Genomic DNA, 1,359 nt, shown 5'->3' with positions numbered 1-1,359 from the left:
GTCGGGATCATCGGCGTCTCGCTCTTCACCGTCGGGGTCGTCGCCGGCCAGACGGTGTGCGCCCTCGTGCTCGATCGCGCCGGCTACGGACCCTCAGGCGTCGTCGCGGTCACCCCGGGGCGCGTGCTCGGGGGCGCGTTGGCGCTTGTCGCCGTGGCGATCGCACTGACAGGGCGCACCGTCGAGGTGCCGCTGTGGATGCTGCTGCTCCCGTTCGCCGCGGGTGTCGGCATTGCCTGGCAGCAAGCGACGAACGGACGACTGCGCCAGCGGGTGGGGACGCCGCTGACGGCGACGCTGGTGAACTTCATCGGCGGCAGCCTGTGCCTGGCGGTGCTTGCCGCCGTAAGCATCGCCGTCTCGGGGGCACCCGCCGCGCTGCCCACAGACCCGTGGCTGTATCTCGGCGGCGCGCTCGGGGTGGGGTACATCTTCCTCGGCGCGGCGCTCGTGGTGCACACCGGGGTTCTGCTGCTCGGACTCGCGTCGGTGGTGGGGCAGCTGTTCGCCTCCCTGGCGCTCGACGCGGCCTGGCCCGCTCCCGCCGGCCCGAGCCTCGCTGCATCGCTGACGATGATCGGCGTCGCCCTCGCCTCGGTCGTCGTCGCGGCGGTGCCATGGCGCCGGCGCCGCGCGCGCTGACGTCGCTATGTGATCGGCTTCTTGGGTGCCGGCATCCGGCTGACGAACTGCTGCGCGTCGATCACCTTGTCACGCCCCTCGCGTGAGCGCTCGGGCCTGCCGCCGACGTAGAGCCAGCCGAGCAGCCGCTCGTTCTTCTTCAGACCGTGCGCCTTCGCGACCGCCTTGGCGCGGGTGTAGTGGCCGGTGCGCCAGATGACGCCCCAGCCGGCTTCGTCGAGCAGCAGGCTGAGGGCGTGGGCGACGCCGGATGCCACGACCTGCTGCTCCCAGTGCGGCACCTTCTCGCTCTTGCGATAGCTGGCGACGACCGCGATCAGCAGTGGAGCGCGCAACGGCTTGGACGACGCGCCCTTCTCACCGAGAGCCTTGTTGATCGCGCGTCCCAGCGTCAGCCGGTCGTCGCCGCGCAACTCGATCAGCCGCCAGGGCTTCAGCTCGGAGTGGTCGGCGACGCGACCGGCCGCGCCGACCAGCTCGAGCAGCTCGTCGTGCGTGGGGGCGTCGTCGGTCACCTTCGACAGCGACCGGCGACGCCGCATCGCGTCGCGTGCGGTCACGCCTGCTGTTCCGGCGTGAACTGCAGCGCGAGCGAGTTCATGCAGTAGCGGTCGCCGGTGGGCGTGCCGAATCCGTCGGGGAACACGTGCCCCAGGTGCGAGCCGCAGTTGGCGCAGCGCACCTCGGTGCGCACCATCCCGTGGCTCGAGTCGTCGA

At 71.7% G+C, this 1,359-nt stretch carries 3 protein-coding genes; 1 reads left to right on the top strand and 2 read right to left on the bottom strand.

The window, feature by feature from the left end:
• The coding region (locus NQ160_RS23820; RefSeq protein WP_257517456.1) for a DMT family transporter at positions 1 to 642 on the top strand (642 nt) is incomplete at its 5' end.
• 5 nt (positions 643 to 647) lie between these two features.
• Here NQ160_RS23820 and NQ160_RS23815 read toward each other — a convergent pair.
• Positions 648 to 1,184 carry a nitroreductase family protein gene (locus tag NQ160_RS23815; RefSeq protein ID WP_257517458.1) on the bottom strand — a complete coding sequence of 179 codons (537 nt, stop codon included), beginning with the start codon at positions 1,182 to 1,184 and terminating at the stop codon, positions 648 to 650.
• A 14-nt stretch (positions 1,185 to 1,198) separates the two neighbouring features.
• On the bottom strand, positions 1,199 to 1,359 hold a 161-nt coding region (locus NQ160_RS23810), incomplete at its 5' end, for a peptide-methionine (R)-S-oxide reductase (RefSeq protein WP_257517457.1).

The organism is Microbacterium sp. zg.Y909 (assembly GCF_024626565.1).
This window is presented reverse-complemented; position numbering and strand designations above follow the sequence as displayed.